Source organism: Streptomyces sp. NPDC041970 (assembly GCF_055588985.1).
Genome location: NZ_JBVJCD010000056.1, coordinates 1 through 15924, shown reverse-complemented (window position 1 = coordinate 15924; position 15924 = coordinate 1). Strand labels below are relative to the sequence as shown.

Sequence of the window (15924 nt, the reverse complement as noted above, 5' to 3'; positions counted from 1 at the left end):
GTCGTCGGGGCGCGGGGGCGCCGGGTGCGTCGGCTCTTCGGGGCGCGGGGGCGCCGGGTGCGTCAGCTCTTCTCGAACCGGAAGCCGACGCCCCGGACGGTGGCGATGTAGCGCGGGTTGGCGGCGTCGTCGCCGAGCTTCTTGCGCAGCCAGGAGATGTGCATGTCGAGCGTCTTGGTGGAGGACCACCAGGTGGTGTCCCAGACCTCGCGCATCAACTGGTCGCGGGTGACGACCCGGCCGGCGTCCCGGACCAGGACCCGCAGCAGGTCGAACTCCTTGGCGGTGAGCTGCAGCTCCTCCTCGCCCATCCAGGCCCGGTGCGACTCGACGTCGATCCGGACGCCGTGGGTGGCGGGCTGCGGGGCGGGCTCGACGGCCCCGCGCCGCAGCAGGGCGCGGACGCGGGCGAGCAGCTCGGCGAGGCGGAACGGCTTGGTGACGTAGTCGTCCGCGCCGGCGTCCAGGCCGACGACCGTGTCGACCTCGTCGGCGCGGGCCGTCAGGACCAGGATCGGGATGGCGTGCCCGGCGGCGCGGAGCCGGCGGGCGACCTCCAGCCCGTCCATGCCGGGCAGCCCGAGATCGAGCACGACGAGGTCGGCGCCGCCCTGGAGTCCGGCGTCGAGCGCGGAGGGGCCGTCCTGGCGGACCTCGACCTCGTAACCCTCCCGGCGCAGGGCGCGGGCCAGCGGCTCCGAGATGGACGCGTCGTCCTCGGCGAGCAGTACACGGGTCATGGGGTGATGGTAGTCCGGACGCGACGCGGAGAGTGAGGCTTACGGCCACGCCTGCGGGTCCGCGCCACATGAGGGTGAGAGACCTTCGAATGGGGGAGTCTGGTTCCATGGACACCTGTGATCCATATCTCAAGTCCTTCCATATCCGGCTGTGTCGTGTCGTATGGTGTCCCGACGCCTGTTGCACTACTCAAGGACCTTTGGGCAGCCATGAGCGCCAAGGGTCTCTTCTGTGTGCGGGCTGGTTCCCGCCGGCCTGTCCGTTGAGTGAATGACCTGTGAGCCGGGCTCGGAGCGCGAGGACGCGCGCCGGGCGTGGTTCCCGGTGCGGCCTCTCCCCGCTCCGCCGCCGAACACGCTCCGCCCAGGGGCCGGCCGCGGGGCGCATCCCTTCCGGGCGTCGGGGATGGGGCGCGGCCGCATCGGTGCCGGCTACCCCCACCGGGCGCGTACCGCTCATGAGGCGGCGCGTCCCGACCAGCAAGGATCGACCATGGCGTCCAGCCTGACGAAGGATGCCGCCGGCTCCGGCGGCGAGACCTTCTTCGGCCACCCCCGCGGTATGGCCACCCTGTTCATGACGGAGATGTGGGAACGCTTCTCCTGGTACGGGATGCGCGCCATCCTCACCCTGTACTTGGTGGCCGCCGTGCTCGACGGCCCCCTGGAGGGCCGGGAGGCGCTCGCCGCCTCCATCTACGGCGTCTACAACGCCGTCGTCTACATGGCCGCGATGCCCGGCGGCTGGGTCGCCGACCGCCTCTGGGGCGCACGCAAGGCCGTTCTGGTCGGCGGCATCGTCATCGCGATCGGCCACTTCACCCTCGCGCTCCCGAGCGACGTCGCGTTCTTCATCGGCCTCGCGCTGATCGCGACCGGCACGGGCCTGCTGAAGCCGAACATCTCGGCGATGGTGGGCGAGCTGTACGAGGGCCAGGCCAGCGCACGCCGTGACGCCGGTTTCACCCTCTTCTACATGGCGATCAACATCGGCGGGCTCGCCGCGCCGCTGATCGTCGGCTACCTCGGTGAGCACGTCAACTGGCACCTCGGCTTCGGCGTGGCCGGCGTCGGGATGAGCCTCGCGGTCATCCAGTACGTCCTGGGCTCCAAGCACCTCGGCGACGTCGGCAAGCTGCCCGCCAAGCCCGCCTCCCCCGAGGAGCGGCGGCGGACGCTGCGCAAGACGGGCCTGTGGGCCGGCATCGCGCTCGGCGCGCTGCTGCTCGACCTGGCGCTGGGCACCTACGACATCGAGCACATCGTCAACCTCCTGGCCGTGCTGGGCGTCGTCGTGCCGATCCTGTACTTCGTCTCGATCTTCCGCGACCCGGCGCTGACCAGCGCGGACCGGCCGAAGATCAAGGCGTACGTGTGGTTCTTCATCACGGCCGTGCTCTTCTGGATGATCTACGACCAGTCGGGCTCGCTGCTGACGCTGTTCGCGGACAAGAAGACGGACCGCTTCATCGGCGGCTGGGAGTTCCCGGCCTCCTGGCTGCAGTCGGTCAACCCCACGATGGTCATCATCCTGGCCCCGATCTTCGCCGGGCTCTGGGTCAAGCTGGCCACGCGCAACCGCGAGCCCAGCACCCCGATGAAGTTCGCGCTGGCCATGCTCCTCATCGGCGGCTCCTTCGGCATCATGGGGCTGGCGGGCGCGGCCGCGGCGAACAGCGAGACCGGCAAGGTCACCGTCTTCTGGCTGCTCGCCGTCTACCTGGCGCAGACCATGGGCGAGATGTGCCTCTCCCCGGTCGGCCTGTCGCTCTCGACGAAGCTGGCCCCGAAGATGTTCGTCGGCCAGATCATGGGCCTGTGGTTCCTGGCCACCTCGACGGGCAACGCCCTGAACGGGTGGACCACCAAGCTCAACGCACCGCTGGGCGATGCCGCGTACTACACGCTGCAGGCCGTCGTGGCGGTCGCGGCGGGGCTCGCGTTCATGGTGGCGGGGCGGAAGATCCGCGCGCTCATGGGCGACGTGAAGTAACCCTCCGCCCTTCCGCGGCGGAGGGGGCGCAGAGGGCAGGGGCGCTGTTCGGAGAGGACTCTCCGGGCGGCGCCCCTGTTCGTCGCGGGGCGGCTCCGCCGGCCGCGCGAAAACCCCCGGCGCTCGTGGCGTGCGCGGGGGTTCGAGGGGGATACGGGGAGCGCCCGTCCGACGCGCTCGACGCGTGCGGGCGCCTCGCGGCTACGCGGGGGCGGCCAGCTCCGCCCAGACGGTCTTGCCCGGCGCCTCCGGCGCACGCTGGACGCCCCAGTCCAGGCAGAGGCGCTGCACGATGAACATGCCGTGGCCTCCGGGGCGGCCGGCGCGGTGCGGCGTACGGGGGGAGGGCTGGCCGGCCCCCCGGTCGGCGACCTCGACGCGCAGCACCTTGGAGGAGTAGCCGATGCGCAGCTCCTCGGGTCCGTCCGCGTGCAGGCAGGCGTTGGTCACCAGCTCGGAGACGACCAGCAGGACGTCCTCGGCGGCGGCCCGGCGGTCCGCGCTGGACGCGGGGAGCCAGCCCCAGTCGTGCAGGGCCTGCCGGGCGAAGTCCCGCGCCATCGGCACGATGCCGGTGGCGTCCCGGAGGGAGAGCGTGCGCCACTGCCGGTCGGCCGGGTCGGGCGAGGCTGCGCCCGCTCCGTCCGGCTCGCGGCCGAGGTCGCCCGGCGGATGCTGCCGGGTGGTGCTCATCAGCGCTTCACCTCACCGATTCGCCAAGTCGCCATTGAAAAGATAATGATCATTACCGCGTGTTCCGGGGTCCTTGCCATACACCGCCGGGAGGTCTCCTGCCCCGCCGTATCGCAACAACACCCACTTCGGGCACACGATCGTCCTGGCCCGGTCCGCCGCGCGGGCGACCGGTTCAGAGCGCTCGCGCGGAGGTCAGGTCGCCAGGGCCTCGTCGAGCGTGGCGTGCACGGCGAAGACCGACGAAGCGCCGGTGATCTCGAACACCCTCGCCACCACGGGCAGCATTCCGGCCAAGTGAACCTCTCCCCCTGCCGCTTCCGCCTTGAGGCGGGCGCCGAGCAGCACGTTCAGCCCGGTGGAATCACAGAACTCCAGGCGTGAGCAGTCGACCACCAGGCGTGAGCGCCCCTGCTCGACCGCGCTCTCCAGGGGTTCGCGCAGCAGATCGGCCGTGTGGTGGTCGAGCTCCCCCACCGGCGTCACGATCTCGTTGCGCCCCTCGGTCCGGGCCTCGACCTCGAGTCGACCCCGGTTCGCACTGCCGACCGTCCCGCGGTCCATGCCTGTCCCTCTTCGCCGTTCGTCACTTGCGTTCACCGCCTGCGCGGCTGTCTGCGTCATTGCCGCCGACGTCCGTAAAACACTACGCGTTCCCCCCGCCTCGCGGTAGTCGGAGACCTCAACAAACCGGACATATACGGGCAATTGACGGTTGTAAGTGCTGGCCGGAACCAGGTAAGGGTAGGGGGACACCCGAAACACGACCGGCTTTGGAGGCGCCGCTTCACCGCAGGAACACGTATCGGCATCGGCAGCCATATGCCGAGAACGATGGAGGAGAACCATGTCACCCCGGCTCGACGAAGCGCGTACCCCCCATGCGCCGTCGGCATGTCCTCAGGGACCGACCAATTCCGACTCCCCCGCCGCGAGCGCCGTCCCCGGCCCGCGCACCGTCACCGCCGGCCCGGCCGGCACCGCATCCGAGACCTCCGGCGAGGGACTGGCAGGACTCCCCGAGATCCCGCCCTACGCCGAAGTGGGGGCCCTGGACGCACGGGCTCTGTCGAGGACGCTCTTCGCGCGCCTCGAAACCCTCGAAGAGGGCACTTACGACCACTCCTACGTCCGCAACACCCTCGTCGAGCTGAACCTCGCGCTCGTCCGGTTCGCCGCCTCCCGGTTCCGCTCGCGCAGCGAGCCGATGGAGGACATCGTCCAGGTCGGCACCATCGGCCTGATCAAGGCGATCGACCGGTTCGAGCTGAGCCGCGGCGTGGAGTTCCCCACGTTCGCGATGCCGACCATCGTCGGTGAGATCAAGCGCTTCTTCCGCGACACCAGTTGGTCCGTGCGCGTGCCGCGCCGGCTCCAGGAGCTGCGGCTCGACCTCGCGAAGGCGGGCGACGAGCTGTCCCAGCGGCTCGACCGCGGGCCGACCGTGGCGGAGCTGTCCCAGCACCTCGGCATCACCGCCGAGGAGGTCGTCGAGGGCATGACGGCGAGCAACGCGTACACCGCCAGCTCGCTGGACGCCCAGCCCGAGGAGAACGACAGCGAGGGCTCGCTCGCGGACCGCATCGGCTACGAGGACCACGGCCTCGAAGGCATCGAGTACATCGAGTCGCTGAAGCCGCTCATCGCCTCGCTGCCCTCACGCGACCGCATGATCCTCTCGCTCCGCTTCGTCAGCAACATGACGCAGTCGGAGATCGGGGAGGAGCTGGGCATCTCTCAGATGCACGTGTCCCGGCTGCTCTCCCGGACGCTGGCCAAGCTCCGCAGGGGTCTGACCCTGGAGGAATGACGGACCCGGCCCCGGCCCCTGGACCCCAGGGACCGGGGCCGCCGCCCGTCAGGCCGCCAGGTCCCCGGCCGGGCGCCCCGCCGGCTCGTACGGGCTGCGCATCCGCAGGAAGCGGATCTCCAGGTCGTCGGCCAGGTAGTCCATCCGGCGCTCCCAGAAGTCGCGGAGGTGGGGCAGCGCCAGGTGCGCGTCGAGGTCGGCCTGGCTGCGCCACGCCTCGTAGAACACGAAGACGCCCGGCTCGTCGCGGTCCTCGTGGAAGTGGTACTCCAGGCAGCCCGGCTCCTGCCGGGTGGGCGCCACGAAGGAGAGCAGCAACCGCTCCAGCTCCTCGGCGCGTTCGGGCTTGGGCCGGGCGATGCCGACGAGTGTGACGAGCTGGTCCATCCGCGGTTCCTCTCCTCGGAAGGTACGACGGGACTCATACCTCGCGGACCGTAACACCCCGACAGGTACGATTCAAGCCGTACCTTGAGCCCGAAGGGAGGGCCGCCATGCCCGACGAGGAGGGGCACCCGGCCGTCGAGGAGATCGAGTTGGGCAGGGTGTTCGCCGCGCTCGCCGACCCGCTGCGCCGCCGCGTGGTGCGCGAGCTGGCCGGCGCGCCGCACGGCACGGCCCGTACCTGCAGCTCCTTCGGGCTGCCCGTCTCCAAGGCGACGGTCACCCACCACTTCCGCACCCTGCGGGAGGCCGGGCTGATCCGCCAGGTCGACCGGGGCAACAGCCGGATGGCCGGCCTGCGCCGCTCCGACATCGAGGCCCGCTTCCCCGGCCTGCTGGCCCTCCTGGTCGCGGAGACGGACGGGCGCGGGCCGGGCGCGTAGGCGGGCACGCGTGGGGCGCGTGGGTGGCGCGGTCGCGGCGCGCCGGGTGTCGGGCCGGCGCGTGGGCCGGTGCCCGCCGGGCCGGTGCGCGTGCGGGCGCGCGTGGACCGGCGGGACACGCTGCCCAAGGCGCTCGTCCCCGTCGACGTGCGGGCGGGCGCGCGTGGACCGGCGCCGGCGCGACGCGTAGGCGGGTGTGAGGGGGCGCGCCCTCGTGGGAGAGGCGGGCCCGTCGGTCAGCCGGCGGACCGCTCGCCCGCCGCCGACGCGCCCGTACGGACCACGCGCTCGCCGCCCCGCCAGACCGTGTCGACCAGCGGCACGCCCGGCCGGTAGGCGAGGTGGACGTGGCTCGGCGCGTCGAGGAGGACCAGGTCGGCGCGGGCGCCGGGGGCGATCCGGCCGATGTCGTCGCGGCGCAGCGCCGCCGCCCCGCCGGCGGTGGCGGACCAGACCGCCTCGTCCGGGGTCATGCCCATGTCCCGTACGGCGAGGGCGACGCAGAACGGCATCGACGAGGTGAACGACGAGCCGGGGTTGCAGTCCGTGGAGAGCGCGACGGTGGCTCCCGCGTCCAGGAGGCGCCGGGCGTCGGGCCAGGCGGCGCGGGTGGAGAACTCCGCTCCGGGCAGCAGCGTGGCGACGGTGCGGCCCTGCCCGAGCGCGTCCACGTCCGCGTCGGTGAGGTGGGTGCAGTGGTCGGCCGACGCGGCGTCGAGCTCGACGGCGAGCCGCACGCCGGGCCCGTACGAGAGCTGGTTGGCGTGGATGCGGGGGAGCAGCCCCTTGGCGCGGCCGGCCGTGAGGACGGCGCGCGCCTGGTCTCCGTCGAAGGCGCCCTCCTCGCAGAACACGTCGATCCAGCGGGCGTGCGGGGCGCAGGCATCCAGCATGGGGCCGGTGACCAGGTCGACGTAGGCGGCGGGGTCGTCGGCGTGGTCCGGGGGGACGATGTGGGCGCCGAGGTAGGTGACCTCGTCGGTGTGGCGGGCGGCGATGCGCAGGGCGCGGGCCTCGTCCTCGACGGTGAGGCCGTAGCCGGACTTGGTCTCCAGGGTGGTGGTGCCCTGGCGGAGGGCCTCGGCGAGGTAGCGGGCGACGTTGGCGGAGAGAGCCTCGTCGGAGGCGGCGCGGGTGGCGGCGACCGTGGTGCGGATGCCGCCCGCGCGGTAGGCCTGGCCCGACATCCGGGCATTGAACTCCTCGGTGCGGTCGCCCGCGAAGACGAGGTGGGAGTGCGAGTCGACGAAGCCCGGAATCATGGCGCGGCCGGCGGCGTCGACGACGTTGTCAGTGGCGGGTGCTCTGCTCGACTCACCGGTCCAGACGACGCGGTCGCCCTCGATGACGACGGCCGCGTCCCGGATCAGGCCCAGGGGGGTCCCGCTGCCGAAAGAGGGGTCATTGGTGACCAGGCTGGCGATGTGGGTGACGGCGGTGGTCGTCATCGGGAGGCTGTTCTCCTTGCGTTCCGCGGGCGCCCGGCACGCCCGAAGGGTGCGGGGCGCCGGGTGCTGGGGGCGGGCGGGGCGTCGGGCGCTCAGTCGTGCAGGGCGGAGACGGCCGCGGCGAGCGCTCGCGGGACGTCCTCGACGCGGGTGTGCCGGCCGTCCTGGACGATGTGCCGCCCCGCCACGACCGTGTGGCGCACATCGGCGGCGGAGGCGGCGAATACGGCGGTCTCCGCTGCCAGCCGGGGCACGGGTCCGGCCGTTCTGACGGAGTCCAGGGCCACGGTGGTCAGATCCGCCGGGGCGCCCGGCTCCAGCACGCCCGCCTCCGGGCGGCCGAGCGCGGCGTGCCCGTCGGCGGAGGCGGCGCGCAGGAGGGCGGCGGCCGTCCAGTGGCCCCGGACGTGGGTGCGCAGGCGCTCGTTGAGCTCCATCGCGCGCGCCTCCTCGAAGAGGTCGATCACGGCGTGGCTGTCGCTGCCCAGCGAGATCGGGGAGCCCGCCTTCTGGAGGGCGGCCGCCGGGCCGATGCCGTCGGCGAGGTCCCGCTCGGTGGTGGGGCACATGCAGGTGCCGGTGGCCGAGGCTCCGAGCAGGGCGATGTCCGCCTCGGTGAGGTGGGTGTTGTGGACGCCGGTGGTGCGCGGCCCGAGGACCCCGTGGTCGGCGAGGAGCCGGGTGGGGGTGCGGCCGTGGGCGGCCCGGCAGGCGTCGTTCTCCGCCGGCTGTTCGGAGAGGTGGACGTGCAGCGGTGCGCCGCGTTCCTCGGCCCACTGGGCGACGGTGCCCAACTGGTCGGCGGGGACGGCCCGCACGGAGTGCACGGCCGCGCCGATCACCGTGTGGTCGTCGCCCTTGAGGAGGGAGGCGCGCTCGGCCCAGGCGTCGGCGGTGGTGTCGGAGAAGCGCAGTTGGTGCCGGTTGGGCTTCTCGCCGAATCCGGCGGCGAGATAGGCGGTGTCCAGCAGGGTGATCCTGATCCCGGCCTCGGCGGCGGCCGCGATCAGCGCCTCGCCCATGGCGTTCGGGTCGGCGTAGGGCGTGCCGCCGGGCGCGTGGTGCAGGTAGTGGAACTCCCCGACGGCGGTGATGCCGGCGAGGGCCATCTCGGCGTACGTGGCGCGGGCCAGCTCGAAGTAGGTGTCCGGGGTGAGCCGGGAGGCCGTCCGGTACATCAGCTCGCGCCACGTCCAGAAGGTGCCCGAGCCCACCTGGACGGTGGCGCGCAGGGCCCGGTGGAAGGCGTGCGAGTGGGTGTTGGCGAGGCCGGGGAGCGTGAGCCCGCGCAGTGCGGTGGCGCCGGGCGGAGGGGCCGCGACCCCGGTCCTGACCCCGGCGACGCGGCCCTGGGCGACGTCCAGGGCGACGCCCGGCTCGACGTGCGTGCCGAGCCAGGCGTGCTCCATCCAGTACGTCGCGGTGGCGGGCGCGGCCGCGGCCCGGTTCGTCAACTGCACGCGAGACCCTCCAGTACGTCGGCGAGTGCGCGCACCCCTGCCGTGCAGTCGTCCTCGGCCGCGTGCTCGGCGGGTGAGTGCGAGATTCCGGTGGGGTTGCGCACGAAGAGCATGGCGGTGGGCGCCGAGGCGGACAAAATACCCGCGTCGTGGCCGGCGCCGGTGCCGAGGACGGGTACGGGGCGCCCCGTGTCGCCGGCGTCGGCCAGGATGCGGGCGAGTTCGTCGCGCAGGGCGTGCTCGAACTCGACCACGGGCGTGAAGGACTCGCGTATGACGTCGAGGTCGATCCCGGCCCGTTCGGCGTGTTCGCGGGCGGCCCGCTCGACCCCGGTGACGACGGCGTCCAGGGCGGCCTGGTCGGGGGCGCGGGAGTCGAGCCAGCCGCGTACGAGGGAGGGGATGGCGTTGACCCCGTTGGGCTCGACGGCGACCTTGCCGAAGGTGGCGAGGGCGCCTGCCAGTTCGGCCTCACGGCGGGCGGCGAGCACGGTCTCGGCGTACGGGAGCATCGGGTCGCGGCGGTCGGCGAGGCGGGTGGTGCCCGCGTGGTTCGCCTCGCCCCGGAAGTCGAACCGCCAGCGGCCGTGCGGCCAGATGGCGGAGGCGATGCCGACGGGGTCGCCGCTCAGGTCGAGGGCGCGGCCCTGCTCGACGTGGAGTTCGACGTACGCCCCGATCCGGGCCAGCCGCTCCGGGTCGGGCCCGATGGCCTCGGGGTCGTATCCGGCCTGCTCCATCGCCCGCGGCAGGGTGGTGCCGTCCGCGTCGCGGAGGCGGCGGGCGTCGGCGGCGGTGAGCTGCCCGGCCGCGAGCCGGGAGCCGACGCAGGCCAGGCCGAAGCGGGCGCCCTCCTCGTCGCCGAAGTTGGCGATCGCCAGCGGCCGGGTGACCTCCGCTCCCCTGCGGTGGAGTTCGTCGAGCGCGGCGAAGGCGGAGACCACGCCCAGCGGTCCGTCGAAGGCGCCGCCGTCCGGGACGGAGTCCAGGTGCGAGCCGGTGACGACGGCGTCCCCGGCCAGCGGGTCCCCGAGCCAGGCCCACTGGTTGCCGTTGCGGTCGCTCTCGCAGAGGAGGCCCCGCGCCCCGGCCTGCGCGCGGAACCAGGCCCGGCAGTCGAGGTCCGCCGGCGTCCAGGCGTACCGCCGGTAGCCGCCGCTGTCCGGGTGCCGTCCGAGGGGGGCCAGCTCGCGCCACATGGCCAGGAAGGAGTCGCCCGCCCGCCACTGCCGCGCGCCGCGGGGGGCGGGCGCGCCCGGTGCCGTGCCGGGGTGGGCGGGTGCCGTGCCGGGAAGGGCGGGTGCCGTGCCGGGGTGGGCGGGTCCGGACGCCGAGGGGCCCGCGGCCATCAGTCGGCCTCCGTCATGGGGACGCGGACGCCCTGTTCGGCGGCGACGGACTCGGCGATGTCGTATCCGGCGTCCACGTGGCGGATGACGCCCATGCCGGGGTCGTTGGTCAGGACGCGGCGGATCTTCTCGCCCGCGAGCTTCGTGCCGTCGGCGACGGTGACCTGGCCCGCGTGGATGGAGCGGCCCATGCCGACGCCGCCGCCGTGGTGGAGGGAGACCCAGGAGGCTCCGGAGGCCACGTTGACCATGGCGTTCAGCAGCGGCCAGTCGGCGATGGCGTCGGAGCCGTCGAGCATGGCCTCGGTCTCCCGGTACGGGGAGGCGACCGAGCCGCAGTCCAGGTGGTCGCGGCCGATGGCCAGCGGGGCCGCCAGCTCGCCACTGGCCACCATGTCGTTGAAGCGCTCGCCGGCCTTGTCGCGCTCGCCGTAGCCGAGCCAGCAGATGCGGGCGGGGAGGCCCTGGAAGCGGACGCGCTCGCCGGCCATCGTGATCCAGCGGCGCAGGGACTCGTTCTCCGGGAAGAGGTCCAGGATCGCCCGGTCCGTCTTGTGGATGTCCGACGCCTCGCCGGACAGCGCGGCCCAGCGGAAGGGGCCCTTGCCCTCGCAGAACAACGGCCGGATGTAGGCGGGGACGAAGCCGGGGAAGTCGAAGGCGCGGTCGTACCCGGCGAGCCGGGCTTCGCCGCGGATGGAGTTGCCGTAGTCGAAGACCTCGGCCCCGGCGTCCATGAAGCCGACCATGGCCTCGACGTGCCGGGCCATCGACTCGCGGGCCCGCTGGGTGAAGTCGGCGGGCTTCTCGGCGGCGAGGTCGGCCATGTCGTCGAAGTCGACGCCGAGCGGCAGGTAGGCCAGCGGGTCGTGGGCGCTGGTCTGGTCGGTGACGATGTCGACGGGCGCGCCCTCGGCGAGCATCCGGGGCAGCAGCTCCGCCGCGTTGCCGAGGAGGCCGATCGAGAGCGGGCGGCGGGCGTCGCGGGCTTCGACGGCGAGCTGGAGGGCGTGTTCCAGATCGTCGGCCCTGACGTCCAGGAAACGGTGCTCGATCCGGCGCTCGATGGCGCGCGGGTCGCAGTCGACGCAGATCGCCACGCCGTCGTTCATGGTGACGGCGAGCGGTTGGGCCCCGCCCATGCCGCCGAGCCCGGCGGTCAGGGTGATGGTCCCGGCCAGCGTCCCGCCGAACTTCTTGGCGGCGACGGCGGCGAACGTCTCGTAGGTGCCCTGGAGGATGCCCTGGGTGCCGATGTAGATCCAGGACCCGGCGGTCATCTGCCCGTACATGGTGAGCCCCAGGGCCTCCAGGCGGCGGAACTCCTCCCAGTTGGCCCAGTCGCCGACCAGGTTGGAGTTGGCGATGAGCACGCGCGGGGCCCACTCGTGGGTCTGCATGACGCCCACCGGGCGGCCGGACTGGACGAGCATCGTCTCGTCCCGCTTGAGCGTCTCCAGCGTGCGGACCATCGCGTCGAACGAGCGCCAGTCGCGGGCCGCCTTGCCCGTGCCGCCGTAGACCACGAGCCGGTCGGGGTGTTCGGCCACCTCCGGGTCGAGGTTGTTCTGGAGCATCCGCAGCGCGGCTTCCTGCTGCCATCCCAGGGCGGTCAGTGCGCTGCCGCGCGGCGCCCGGACGGGGCGGGGTCCTGACATGGCGGTGCCTCCTCGCGACGGTGAACAACTATTCACATCCTGATGTGCTGAATAGACGTAGTCAACAGGTGCGGTTTCCGCCCCGGCCGGGAATGCCTCCTCCCTACCGACCCGGAGGCCGAACCGGAGGCATCGATGAGCACTCCCGAGACACCCTCGCCGGCGCAGCCCGAGGGGCACGACGAGGGCCCGGGCGGCGCACCGCCGCTCAAGCGCGCCCTCGGCCCCAAGCTGCTGCTCCTCTTCGTGATCGGCGACATCCTGGGCACCGGCATCTACGCCACCACGGGGGACGTGGCCGGGAAGGTGGGCGGCGCGCTGTGGCTGCCGTTCGCGATCGGCTTCGTCGTCGCCCTGCTGACGGCGTCCTCGTACGTCGAGCTGGTCGGCAAGTACCCGAAGGCGGCCGGGGCCGCGCTCTACACCCACAAGGCGTTCAAGGTCCCGTTCCTGACCTTCGTCGTCGCCTTCATGGTGATGTGCTCCGGGCTGTCCTCGGCGAGCGCGGCGGCGCGGGCGTTCGGCGGGGACTACCTGGGGGAGTTCACCGACGCGGTGCCGCCGACCCTGATCGCGATCCTGTTCGTCGTCGCCCTCGCCGCGATCAACCTGCGCGGGGTCTCCGAGTCGGTGAAGGCCAACGTCGTGCTCACCCTCGTCGAGGTGAGCGGCCTCGCGGTGATCCTCGGGATCGGCGCGTACGCGGTGTTGAGCGGCGAGGGCGAGCCCTCCCGGCTCACCCAGATCGAGGCGGGCTCCACCGGGTACGCCGTGCTCACCGGGGTGCTCGGCGCGACCGCGCTCGGTTTCTTCGCCTTCGTGGGCTTCGAGGACTCCGTCAACATGGCCGAGGAGACCAAGGACCCCGCCCGCTCCTTCCCGCGCGCCATCTTCATCGGGGTGGGCGTCACCGGCACCGTCTACGTCCTGGTCGCCCTGGTCTCCTCGCTGCTGGTCGACCCCCGCACCCTGGAACGGTCCAGCGGCCCGCTGCTGGAGGTGGTGAAGGCCGGGGGCGCCGACTTCCCGCCGAAGCTCTTCGCGCTGATCGCCCTGTTCGCCGTCACGAACTCGGCCCTGATCAACATCATGATGGCCTCCCGGCTCTGCTACGGCATGGCGAACGAGCGCATCCTGCCGCCCGCGATGGGCAAGGTGCTGAAGGGCCGCCGCACCCCGTGGGTCGGCATCGTCTTCGTCTCCGTCCTGGCCATCGGCCTGGTCTCCACCGGCGAGATCGAGGGACTCGGCGACACGACGTCGTTCCTGCTGCTCTGCGTCTTCGCCGTGGTCAACGTCGCGGTGCTGGTGCTGCGCAGGGACCGGGTGGAGCACCGCCACTTCCGTACGCCGACGGCGCTCCCCGTGCTCGGCGCGCTCACCTCGCTGATCCTCGCGAGCCCGCTCGCCGACCGGGGCTCGGACGTGTACGTGCGCGCCGGGGTCCTGCTGCTGATCGGCATCGCGCTGTGGGCGGTCAACAGGGCGGTGATGGCGGCCCGCGAGAAGTCCGGCGCGCCGACGGCCTGAAGGCGGGGGGGGGCTGGTGGTGGGGGCCCGGTGGGCGGCGAACCGGCATCCCGGCGGGCGGCGAACCGGCGGGGGTGCGGGGGGGTGCGCCGGGCTGCACGCCGGGGGTGTGCGTCGGCCGGTGCGCACGCCGAACGCGTACGCCAGCCGGTGCGCGCGCCAGCCGGGTACGTGCACCCCGGCGCGCGTGTCGAACGCGTAGGGCAGCCGGTGCGCACGCCGAACGCGTACGCCAACCCGCTCACGCGGGCGTACGTCAGCGCTCCCCGGAACCGGAACGATGGCCCCCCGACCCACCGCCCACCGGCCCGGCACCCACCGACCCGCGAGGCGCGGGCCGGTGTCAGCGCCGACGCCGCGCCCCGCCCGGTGCGGCGTCGCCCGCCATCGGGCCTGTCGTGCGGTGCGCCCGCACCCGCTTGCCGACCGGGCTGCCGGGCGCCGCCCAGTCGGTGCGCACCCAGTACAGGACGTCCTCCCGCTGCTCCCGCCGCCCGATCCGTACGGCCTTCAGCCAGAGCCCGGCGCCCGCACCGGCCAGCAGCAGCCCACCGGCCCCCGGCAGCGCGAACGAGGACGCCACCGCCACCGCGAACGCCCCCAGCAGCCACCACCGCCGCCCGCGCCGCCAGGCCCGTACGGTCACGGCCCGGTCCTGGAGGAAGTCGCCGCGCCCGGCGCGGGTGGCGTCGCGGGCCAGGGACGCGTACCGCCCGCCGCGCGCCGACGCCACGACGGCGGCGGTGACCAGGAAGAGCGCCGCCCCGGCCAGCAGCCCGATCCGACGGCCGGCCACCCCCGGTACGAACGCTCCCACCGCGGCGGCCACCAGACCCGACCACCAGAGCGGGGCAGCTCCCGCCCGTACGGCCACGGCCACTCTCGCCAGCGACTGCCCTCCGCGCCCCACGTGCGCACTCCTCTCCGCTGTCACGCGCTCCGCGCACCGACCGCACCGCGGTGCTCCTGGGCGCGGAGGGTAACGGCCGCAGATGAGTGCCGCGTGAGAATCGCGGGGACCGGGCGCACGCCCGTCACCCCCGCCCCGGCGCTCGACCGACACCCCCGCACCGGCGCGCGCCCCGTCACTCAGCTCCCCGGCGCGCGCCCCGTCCTCCCCCTCGCACCGGCGCGCGGCCCGCTGCACCCCGCCCCGGCGCTCGACCGACACCCCCGGCCCCGGCGCGCGGCCCGCACTCCCCTCCCCGGCCCCGGCGCGCGCCGGGGCCGGGGGCTACTCCGCGAACAGCCCGCGCGCCGCCGCCCGTACGTCGAACTCCTCCAGCCGCGCCTGGGCGTCGGGCAGCTCGTCGCAGATCGCCTCCAGCAGCACCCGCCCCAGCAGCATCGGCGCGCAGACCGTGTCGAAGGAGAGCCCGGAGCCGATGGCCGCCGGGAGCAGCAGATCGCTGTGCTTGGCGACGGGCGCGAAAGCGGAGTCGGCGACCGTCACGACGGTCAGCCCCTGGTCGCGGGCGTACGCCAGCGCGTCCACGCTCTCCTTGGGGTGGCGCGGCAGCGCGAAGCACATCAGGGCGGTGGCCCCGGCCCGGCGCGCGGAGTCGATCCGGTCGAGCAGCACGCTGCCGCCCTCGTCGAGGACCCGGACGTCGGGGTGCACCTTGGCCGCGAAGTAGCCGAAGCCGCGCGCCTGCGAGGACGCGGCGCGCAGCCCGAGCACCGGCAGGGGCCGCGAGCGGGCCAGCACCCGCCCCGCCCGCTCCACCGGCGCGGGGTCCGCGAGCAGGTCGCAGAGGTGCTGGAGGTTGTCGATCTCGGCGCGGACGGCCTGCTGGTACTCGTTGTACGCGTCCCCCGCCTCCTCCTGGTCCGCGTCGGCGGGCGCGACCTCGCGCAGGTGGCGGCGGAGCGCCGGGTAGCCGTCGAAGCCGAGCGCGACGGCGAAACGGGTGACGGAGGGCTGGCTGACACCGGCCAGCTCGGCCAGCTCGACGCTGGAGAGGAACGGCGCGTCGGCGGCCCGGCGGACCATGCAGTGCGCGATGCGCCGCTGGGTGGGCGTGAGCCGGTGCCCCTCGAAAAGCCGCTGCAACCGTGCGGCGGGGCTGCTCCCACTCATGCTGTCCCCTTGCTGGATCCGTCGCGCCACGGCCGGCGGCGACAGATCCATTCAGCCAGGTGGGCCGATGCATGTCCATATGCACCGACTCCCCGCACGATGTCCGGGGCCGGGGCGGGGTTTCCGGCGGCGCCGCCAGGGCCCGGTGGGCGGCGGCCGCGCCGCACCGGCCCCCACCGTCCCCGAAGGCCGCCGGGCCTCCCGACCGCCTCGGGAACAGCCGCGGGGGGGGGGGGGGGGGGGGGGGGGGGGGGGGGGGGGGGGGGGGGGGGGGGGGGGGGGGCGCCAGAGCCGCAGAGGAAGGGGGAAGAGGAGAGTGTACAGCTAACGAGAAAC

The 15924-nt window shown here is 73.7% G+C and carries 14 protein-coding genes; 4 read left to right on the top strand and 10 right to left on the bottom strand.

The window, feature by feature from the left end; translation table 11 throughout:
• Positions 1-62 precede the first annotated feature (62 nt).
• On the bottom strand, positions 63-740 hold the full coding sequence (locus ACZ6EJ_RS22775; RefSeq protein WP_469269574.1) for a response regulator transcription factor: 678 nt from the start codon (positions 738-740) through the stop codon (positions 63-65).
• 493 nt (positions 741-1233) lie between these two features.
• Between ACZ6EJ_RS22775 and ACZ6EJ_RS22770 the strand changes: the two genes are divergently transcribed.
• Entirely contained in the window at positions 1234-2733 is a 1500-nt protein-coding gene (locus tag ACZ6EJ_RS22770) for a peptide MFS transporter (RefSeq protein WP_469269572.1), read from the top strand.
• A gap of 201 nt (positions 2734-2934) precedes the next feature.
• On the opposite strand, the gene ACZ6EJ_RS22765 is transcribed toward ACZ6EJ_RS22770, so the two are convergent.
• Complete coding sequence (locus tag ACZ6EJ_RS22765) at positions 2935-3426, bottom strand: ATP-binding protein (protein ID WP_469269570.1); 492 nt, start codon at positions 3424-3426, stop codon at positions 2935-2937.
• 195 nt (positions 3427-3621) lie between these two features.
• The gene (locus ACZ6EJ_RS22760) at positions 3622-3990 is read right to left on the bottom strand and encodes an STAS domain-containing protein (RefSeq protein WP_469269569.1); all 369 of its coding nucleotides are present in this window, start codon (positions 3988-3990) and stop codon (positions 3622-3624) included.
• Positions 3991-4273: 283 nt separating this feature from the next.
• Between ACZ6EJ_RS22760 and ACZ6EJ_RS22755 the strand changes: the two genes are divergently transcribed.
• Positions 4274-5236, top strand: coding sequence for an RNA polymerase sigma factor SigF (locus ACZ6EJ_RS22755; protein ID WP_469269568.1), 963 nt, complete (start codon positions 4274-4276; stop codon positions 5234-5236).
• A gap of 48 nt (positions 5237-5284) precedes the next feature.
• On the opposite strand, the gene ACZ6EJ_RS22750 is transcribed toward ACZ6EJ_RS22755, so the two are convergent.
• On the bottom strand, positions 5285-5623 hold the full coding sequence (locus ACZ6EJ_RS22750; protein ID WP_469269566.1) for a putative quinol monooxygenase: 339 nt from the start codon (positions 5621-5623) through the stop codon (positions 5285-5287).
• A gap of 107 nt (positions 5624-5730) precedes the next feature.
• Between ACZ6EJ_RS22750 and ACZ6EJ_RS22745 the strand changes: the two genes are divergently transcribed.
• On the top strand, positions 5731-6063 hold the full coding sequence (locus tag ACZ6EJ_RS22745; RefSeq protein WP_469269565.1) for an ArsR/SmtB family transcription factor: 333 nt from the start codon (positions 5731-5733) through the stop codon (positions 6061-6063).
• Between the two features lie 236 nt (positions 6064-6299).
• Here ACZ6EJ_RS22745 and hutI read toward each other — a convergent pair whose 3' ends face one another.
• The 4 genes from hutI to hutU all read right to left on the bottom strand — a co-directional run bounded on the left by hutI (position 6300) and on the right by hutU (position 11978).
• The gene (gene hutI, locus ACZ6EJ_RS22740; protein ID WP_469269563.1) at positions 6300-7511 is read right to left on the bottom strand and encodes an imidazolonepropionase; all 1212 of its coding nucleotides are present in this window, start codon (positions 7509-7511) and stop codon (positions 6300-6302) included.
• A gap of 92 nt (positions 7512-7603) precedes the next feature.
• The gene (locus ACZ6EJ_RS22735; RefSeq protein ID WP_469269562.1) at positions 7604-8971 is read right to left on the bottom strand and encodes a formimidoylglutamate deiminase; all 1368 of its coding nucleotides are present in this window, start codon (positions 8969-8971) and stop codon (positions 7604-7606) included.
• Positions 8962-10170, bottom strand: coding sequence for an allantoate amidohydrolase (locus ACZ6EJ_RS22730; RefSeq protein ID WP_469269607.1), 1209 nt, complete (start codon positions 10168-10170; stop codon positions 8962-8964). Before ACZ6EJ_RS22730 ends, ACZ6EJ_RS22735 begins: the two co-directional genes overlap by 10 nt.
• Before the next feature lie 149 nt (positions 10171-10319).
• Positions 10320-11978 (bottom strand): urocanate hydratase, encoded by a 1659-nt coding sequence (gene hutU, locus ACZ6EJ_RS22725; protein ID WP_469269560.1) that lies wholly within the window; start codon positions 11976-11978, stop codon positions 10320-10322.
• Positions 11979-12113: 135 nt separating this feature from the next.
• On the opposite strand from hutU, the gene ACZ6EJ_RS22720 reads away from it, so the two are divergent.
• Positions 12114-13508 (top strand): APC family permease, encoded by a 1395-nt coding sequence (locus ACZ6EJ_RS22720; protein ID WP_469269559.1) that lies wholly within the window; start codon positions 12114-12116, stop codon positions 13506-13508.
• Between the two features lie 343 nt (positions 13509-13851).
• On the opposite strand, the gene ACZ6EJ_RS22715 is transcribed toward ACZ6EJ_RS22720, so the two are convergent.
• Together ACZ6EJ_RS22715 and ACZ6EJ_RS22710 are read right to left on the bottom strand one after the other, a co-directional pair.
• The gene (locus tag ACZ6EJ_RS22715; RefSeq protein ID WP_469269605.1) at positions 13852-14388 is read right to left on the bottom strand and encodes a hypothetical protein; all 537 of its coding nucleotides are present in this window, start codon (positions 14386-14388) and stop codon (positions 13852-13854) included.
• A 354-nt stretch (positions 14389-14742) separates the two neighbouring features.
• Complete coding sequence (locus tag ACZ6EJ_RS22710) at positions 14743-15588, bottom strand: MurR/RpiR family transcriptional regulator (protein WP_469269557.1); 846 nt, start codon at positions 15586-15588, stop codon at positions 14743-14745.
• Between the last annotated feature and the right edge of the window lie 336 nt (positions 15589-15924).

Coding starts and splice junctions, on each gene's coding strand:
- ACZ6EJ_RS22730 (WP_469269607.1), bottom strand. CDS start 10,170: ATGTGGCGCGAGCTGGCCCCCCTCGGACGGCACCCGGACAGCGGCGGC.
- ACZ6EJ_RS22775 (WP_469269574.1), bottom strand. CDS start 740: ATGACCCGTGTACTGCTCGCCGAGGACGACGCGTCCATCTCGGAGCCG.
- ACZ6EJ_RS22755 (WP_469269568.1), top strand. CDS start 4,274: ATGTCACCCCGGCTCGACGAAGCGCGTACCCCCCATGCGCCGTCGGCA.
- ACZ6EJ_RS22765 (WP_469269570.1), bottom strand. CDS start 3,426: ATGAGCACCACCCGGCAGCATCCGCCGGGCGACCTCGGCCGCGAGCCG.
- ACZ6EJ_RS22750 (WP_469269566.1), bottom strand. CDS start 5,623: ATGGACCAGCTCGTCACACTCGTCGGCATCGCCCGGCCCAAGCCCGAA.
- hutI (WP_469269563.1), bottom strand. CDS start 7,511: ATGACGACCACCGCCGTCACCCACATCGCCAGCCTGGTCACCAATGAC.
- ACZ6EJ_RS22770 (WP_469269572.1), top strand. CDS start 1,234: ATGGCGTCCAGCCTGACGAAGGATGCCGCCGGCTCCGGCGGCGAGACC.
- hutU (WP_469269560.1), bottom strand. CDS start 11,978: ATGTCAGGACCCCGCCCCGTCCGGGCGCCGCGCGGCAGCGCACTGACC.
- ACZ6EJ_RS22710 (WP_469269557.1), bottom strand. CDS start 15,588: ATGAGTGGGAGCAGCCCCGCCGCACGGTTGCAGCGGCTTTTCGAGGGG.
- ACZ6EJ_RS22720 (WP_469269559.1), top strand. CDS start 12,114: ATGAGCACTCCCGAGACACCCTCGCCGGCGCAGCCCGAGGGGCACGAC.
- ACZ6EJ_RS22745 (WP_469269565.1), top strand. CDS start 5,731: ATGCCCGACGAGGAGGGGCACCCGGCCGTCGAGGAGATCGAGTTGGGC.
- ACZ6EJ_RS22760 (WP_469269569.1), bottom strand. CDS start 3,990: ATGGACCGCGGGACGGTCGGCAGTGCGAACCGGGGTCGACTCGAGGTC.